This window comes from Synechococcus sp. R60.1, from assembly GCF_047461835.1.
Classification (GTDB): Bacteria; Cyanobacteriota; Cyanobacteriia; order Thermostichales; family Thermostichaceae; genus Thermostichus.
In genome coordinates this window covers 1-3,885 of record NZ_JANSIA010000142.1, presented here as the reverse complement: position 1 = coordinate 3,885, position 3,885 = coordinate 1, and the positions used below count along the sequence as shown (strand labels likewise).

Below are 3,885 nucleotides of genomic sequence, written 5' to 3'. Positions count from 1 at the left end.
TCTGGTAGAGCAGAGCAGGCCCAGGGCTACTGAAAGCCCGCTCCGTACCGCTTAGCGGTCGGAGCCGGGTAGTTTACTTCTCCTCTGCTTCTCTTGGGCAAAGATGGGTTCGCGCGGCCAGAAGCGCATTGAAAAGCGAAAAGAAGGTGCCCTTACCAAAGAATTGGGTCTAAAGCCCTGCCGTACCGCTATGCAGCTCGCCTTGGCGGGCCTAGCACGGTGGCTTTTGTGCTACACCCTAACCGGCATCGATCAAATCGTTGGATCCCCAGCCAGGGGCAACCTGAGCCGCTCTGAGAATAAAGGCAGCCAGATTTCTCAGGGCTTCGTCGTCCATCCAGGAAGGGGGTACAGGTCGGCATCCATAGCTGGAATCCGAGCCATCGTAGCTGCGGGGATCCCGCTGGTACTCCATCAAGGCTTGAAGGGTATCTCGGGGTGGAGTGGCACCGCGCAAGTCCTTCAAAGAGAGGGAAATGTTGGGAGCCGGCAAAGTGGCACCGCCCACATGACAATTCAAACAGGCGGACTGAAAACGATTTTTGCCGTCCGTGAGCTGCTCTGGGGTAAAGGTGAGGGTATGCCCTGCGGCATCTAGAGGCAATTCCACAGGGCCACTCACCCGCAAATACTGGTTCACGTAAGGATCAATGCGGGCAGCCACCGGACTGGCCAGCCCCAGCCACAACAAAGCTAGGATCCCGACCCAGGCCCAGAGGCGAGACGGGATCCGCCATCTCATAGGCAACTTCTGATCCAGATGCGGCATTAGAGATAGGCTGATAGGTCGCTGTGGCTTTCGTTCTTGGTACCACCCCAGCCGGGAACGGTCTTGGCCTGCACCAGAATGTAGCCCGCAATCAGCTTCAGATCCTCGTCGGTGAGGTTGCGCAGACGTGGATACTCACTGGTGAGCTGGGTGTTGGGGTGATACTCCAACAGAGACTCCACCCCGTCATAGGTGACTGGATTCTTGATGTAATCCACAATCGCCAGCACATTATCCCGTGGGGGAGTTGCCCCCTCCAGATCCGAAAGCTTCAAGCTCACATCCGGGTTGGGATAGGTCTGGCCGCCCACATGGCACTGGGCGCATGCGGTGTTGAATAGCTTCTTCCCTTTGGCCAACTGGGCTTCGGTAAAGGTAATAGACTCAGTTGGCGACAGAGCCACTGCAGGAATATCCCTAGCTGCAAACACTGGAGCCAGACCCCAGCCAAACCCAGCCATCAACGCAGCCAACAGCAGGACAAGCAACCGACGACGCGCTGGCGCAAACACCTTCTGAAAAGAAAAAGCTTTGCTAAACATGGTTCTCCGTAGATCAGCCTAGAAAGAGGAGAGGTGGGCTCCACTCCAGCCACAAACCCGACAACAGGATCAAGAATAGACCATTAAGAGATCATTTGCAGATGGGATCCGGGATAGTTTCCCAATGGTTCCATTTGCCTTTGGTGTTAAGTTTGATTACGGAGCTATGGCCTGTCGGGAGTCTGTTGGCCGAGAGCTGACTTGGCCACAGCCCAGTCGAGAGAACTGAGCAGGTAATGAGCAGGTAATGCAGGTAATATAGAGCTTGGCTTGCTTGCCTGGCAACCTCAGAGCAGGAGAATACGGCAGACTCCGTTCCAGGTTTTCCCCATGTCCTCTATCCGATTCCAGCCGTTGCGGGTGGCTTTCACCTGTGCGGATCCCAGTCAAGTGCAAATGCCCGTTGCCGATTTGCTGGCGGCCTTGCCGGCCTCACCGCTTCTGACCTACACAGACCCGGAAGCAGCGGACTTGCGGGTAGAGCTGTTGCCCGATGCCACTTATCACTTTTACCGGCGGGGGGAAGAGGTGGCTCTGGCGGCCTTCCGGATCCCGGTGAAGAAGCTACTGGCCCTGCCTCGCAAGCTGGTGCGGCTGTTGGAGCACGTGGCTGCTTTTGGTAATCTTTTGAACCTGCAACCTGCCAGCGATGCGCTGAGCAGCATCTTGGAAGTGGAATTTCTCCAACTGGAAACCCCGGCCAGCAGCTCTGCCCCTGCCGAAGTGAGCCCCCTGCCGCGGGATCCCCAAGGGAAAGTGCAAATCCAAGCAGGCCGCAACCTGGCCATTGCCTTGAGAAACAGAGCCCCCACTCCAGTGCATGTTTATGTCACCGTCTTTGACGAGCGGCGGTACAGCGTGGATTTGGTTTACCCCTATCAACCAGATCTGCCTGCCCGTTTGCGCCCCAACGAGAGCCTGCTGATTGGCTCTGGCCCCCGCTACCTGCTGCAGATGCAGCTGCCAGAAGGAACAGACGTAGCGGTGGATCACTTCAAAATCTGGGTCAGCAGCACCAGCATGCAGCCAGGCATTATGGTGATGCCCCCTCTGGGGCAACGGCTGGAACCTCCCTCAGAAGATCCCTACGGGGCCGGATCCCGCCTGGATCGGGAAGTCCGGCTGGCCATTCTGGGCAAAGCAGGCAGCACTCCCATGCCAGCTTTTGCCGAGGATCCCTGGTGGTGTATGGAACAAGCTGTCAAGATTGTAGCCTAGCTAGCTTTTGTCAGGTGCTCTTTCGGACATGACTTTTCAGAATTTTGATAAAGGTCGGCTCAACATCGTCAACGCCGATTACTGACAGCTTATAACTGGAAGACAGGCTAATTTTCTTATCCTGATCAACATCAGTCAAGACTACAAAAGCCTGATTCTGCTGAAGACCAAGCCTGGAAGCCAACCAAGAGTACTTGTCTATACTTTCATAATAATCACCCGTTTTGGATTCTACCCAGTAAAACTTATCATTGACATAAAAGAATAAATCTATTTCAAAATCATTTCCATTCGGCAAAGTAACTTGAGTATTCATGATGTAAGAAAAACTGATCTTTTTGCCTTGCTGACTGGCAATCTTTACTAGCTTTTCTTTGACATATCGCTCCAGCCATCCTCCTGATAGAAAGTTCAATGCATTTGGGTCTCTGCTCGGCTTTGCTTCTAAAATAAATCTAGGAGACTTCAAATAATGGTACTCCTCCAAGAAGGCGATACTACAGAGCATATTCGCAAGTTGGCAACTATCTGATACTACCTGGTTTGGCTCGTCTTTCAGAATCAGGGAGAAAGCCTCTCCTTCGTTCATGTTTGACTTTATCGACTTGTAGAGTTTTCTAATTGAATAATATCTATCTCCCATAAAGTTGGATATCTGATTTAGCTTGCTGTTCAGTTTGCTACCAACCCTACTTGCTTCCTTGGTTTCCAAGCTTTTAATTCTTATTTCTTTAGACCACAGAAATAAAGCTAACCTCAACTTATCACGATCACGGCTGATATGATCAATGACTTCCTGGGAACTTTCCTCAAGCGCTTTGACAACAGCAACTTCTTGTGAGTCCCAACTTACTGCTTGATTTGTCGCTCGAGGAAGCTCAAGCCTTTGAAGATTAGGCTGTAGTTCCTGATGAATGTCTTCCGCTCTTTCCACTCGGCTGGCCAAGATGGTTCTCTGTTCATTCGGATGCCTGTCACGTTGAGACATACCTGTAGATGAGGAGATAACTTTTGTAGTTTCTCGCTTCCATCTCCCTGACCTAAGCCTAACTCCTATCAAGCTCCCTGACCTAAGCCTAACTCCTATCAAGATGCCGATGGCTATTCCAACTAACAAAGCTAAAATTAAATCCATTGGATTTAGTCCCGATCTTTGTTGTCGTTACCTTTGGCTTGAGTTGACTAGACTACCCGCTTGTCTCAACATGATAGGGGGAGGTGAGCGAATTTTCAAGTGGAGGGGGCTTGCCCCTGACCGCAGAGAAGCTAGGTGCGAATGAGGGATCCCAGCCAGCCTTGCTGAAGAGCTTCTTGAGCAGGAGTCAGTTCAGGCAACACCTCCAACGTGTAGACATC

General features: G+C 52.1%; 4 protein-coding genes. 1 reads left to right on the top strand and 3 read right to left on the bottom strand.

Going from position 1 to position 3,885, the window contains the following annotated elements:
* Positions 1 to 238: 238 nt before the first annotated feature.
* Positions 239 to 742, bottom strand: coding sequence for a photosystem II cytochrome PsbV2 (gene psbV2, locus NW834_RS13450; protein WP_414380910.1), 504 nt, complete (start codon positions 740 to 742; stop codon positions 239 to 241).
* 26 nt (positions 743 to 768) lie between these two features.
* Entirely contained in the window at positions 769 to 1,311 is a 543-nt protein-coding gene (gene psbV / locus NW834_RS13445) for a photosystem II cytochrome c-550 (RefSeq protein ID WP_011434097.1), read from the bottom strand.
* Positions 1,312 to 1,641: 330 nt separating this feature from the next.
* Between psbV and NW834_RS13440 the strand changes: the two genes are divergently transcribed.
* On the top strand, positions 1,642 to 2,529 hold the full coding sequence (locus NW834_RS13440; RefSeq protein ID WP_414418611.1) for a hypothetical protein: 888 nt from the start codon (positions 1,642 to 1,644) through the stop codon (positions 2,527 to 2,529).
* A gap of 10 nt (positions 2,530 to 2,539) precedes the next feature.
* Here NW834_RS13440 and NW834_RS13435 read toward each other — a convergent pair whose 3' ends face one another.
* The gene (locus NW834_RS13435; RefSeq protein WP_414418610.1) at positions 2,540 to 3,517 is read right to left on the bottom strand and encodes a hypothetical protein; all 978 of its coding nucleotides are present in this window, start codon (positions 3,515 to 3,517) and stop codon (positions 2,540 to 2,542) included.
* Positions 3,518 to 3,885: the final 368 nt, after the last annotated feature.

Excerpts from the sequence above, each read along its gene's own strand:
- NW834_RS13435 (WP_414418610.1), bottom strand. The coding sequence starts at position 3,517 with ATGTCTCAACGTGACAGGCATCCGAATGAACAGAGAACCATCTTGGCC.
- NW834_RS13440 (WP_414418611.1), top strand. The coding sequence starts at position 1,642 with ATGTCCTCTATCCGATTCCAGCCGTTGCGGGTGGCTTTCACCTGTGCG.
- psbV (WP_011434097.1), bottom strand. The coding sequence starts at position 1,311 with ATGTTTAGCAAAGCTTTTTCTTTTCAGAAGGTGTTTGCGCCAGCGCGT.
- psbV2 (WP_414380910.1), bottom strand. The coding sequence starts at position 742 with ATGAGATGGCGGATCCCGTCTCGCCTCTGGGCCTGGGTCGGGATCCTA.